The sequence below is a fragment of the Corynebacterium yonathiae genome, assembly GCF_027570195.1.
Lineage (GTDB): Bacteria > Actinomycetota > Actinomycetes > Mycobacteriales > Mycobacteriaceae > Corynebacterium > Corynebacterium yonathiae.
In genome coordinates this window covers 1-892 of record NZ_JAKMUZ010000050.1, presented here as the reverse complement: position 1 = coordinate 892, position 892 = coordinate 1, and the positions used below count along the sequence as shown (strand labels likewise).

Genomic DNA, 892 nt, shown 5'->3' with positions numbered 1-892 from the left:
AAGATGTTCATGGTCTCCCCGATCACTGCCCGGAAATGGGCAGGCCGCTACCGGGAAGAGGGTGAGTTTGGGATGCAGGATCGCTCCAGCAAGCCGCACCGGATCCCAGGCAGGACGCCCGAGCATGTCAAGAAGAAGATCATCAACCTGCGCTGGCGGCTTCGACTGGGGCCAGCCCAGATCGCTGCGCGACTTGGTCTCTCGACGTCGACTGTTCACGCGGTCCTCGTCCGTTGCCGCGTGAACCGCCTCTCGCATATCGATCGTGTCACTGGCGAGCCATTGCGGCGATATGAGCATCCTCATCCGGGATCGTTGATTCATGTCGATGTCACGAAGTTCGGCAACATCCCCGACGGCGGTGGACATCGTTACGTAGGTCGGCAGCAAGGCGCACGGAACAAGCTCGCGACTCCGGGATTACCACGAGGAAAAGATCACAAGCCGCGCACCGGGACGGCGTTCGTTCACACAGTCATCGACGACCACTCCCGCGTCGCATACGCAGAAATCTGGTCGGATGAGCAGGCGAGCACAGCGGTGGGAGTTCTCGAACGCGCCGTGGCCTGGTTCGCCGAACGAGGCGTGACCGTCGAGCGAGTCCTATCCGACAACGGGTCGGCATACAGATCCCACGCATGGAGGGACTTCTGCGCTCGGCTCGGCATCCGACACAAGCGGACACGCCCCTACCGGCCGCAGACGAACGGGAAGATCGAGCGATTCCACCGCACGCTCGGGGACGGCTGGGCCTATGCCAGGTTTTACGGTTCAGAGGCCGAACGACGCCTGGCGCTGCCCGGCTGGCTCCACTTCTACAACCACCACCGACACCACTCTGCGATTGGCGGCGTACCCTTCGACCGACTCAACAACGTCCCTGGACATCACA

Annotated in this window: 1 protein-coding gene; it reads left to right on the top strand. The window is 62.3% G+C overall.

What is annotated here, in order from left to right; translation table 11 throughout:
- The coding region (locus L8V22_RS11620) for an IS481-like element IS5564 family transposase (protein ID WP_237204371.1) at positions 1-892 on the top strand (892 nt) is incomplete at both ends.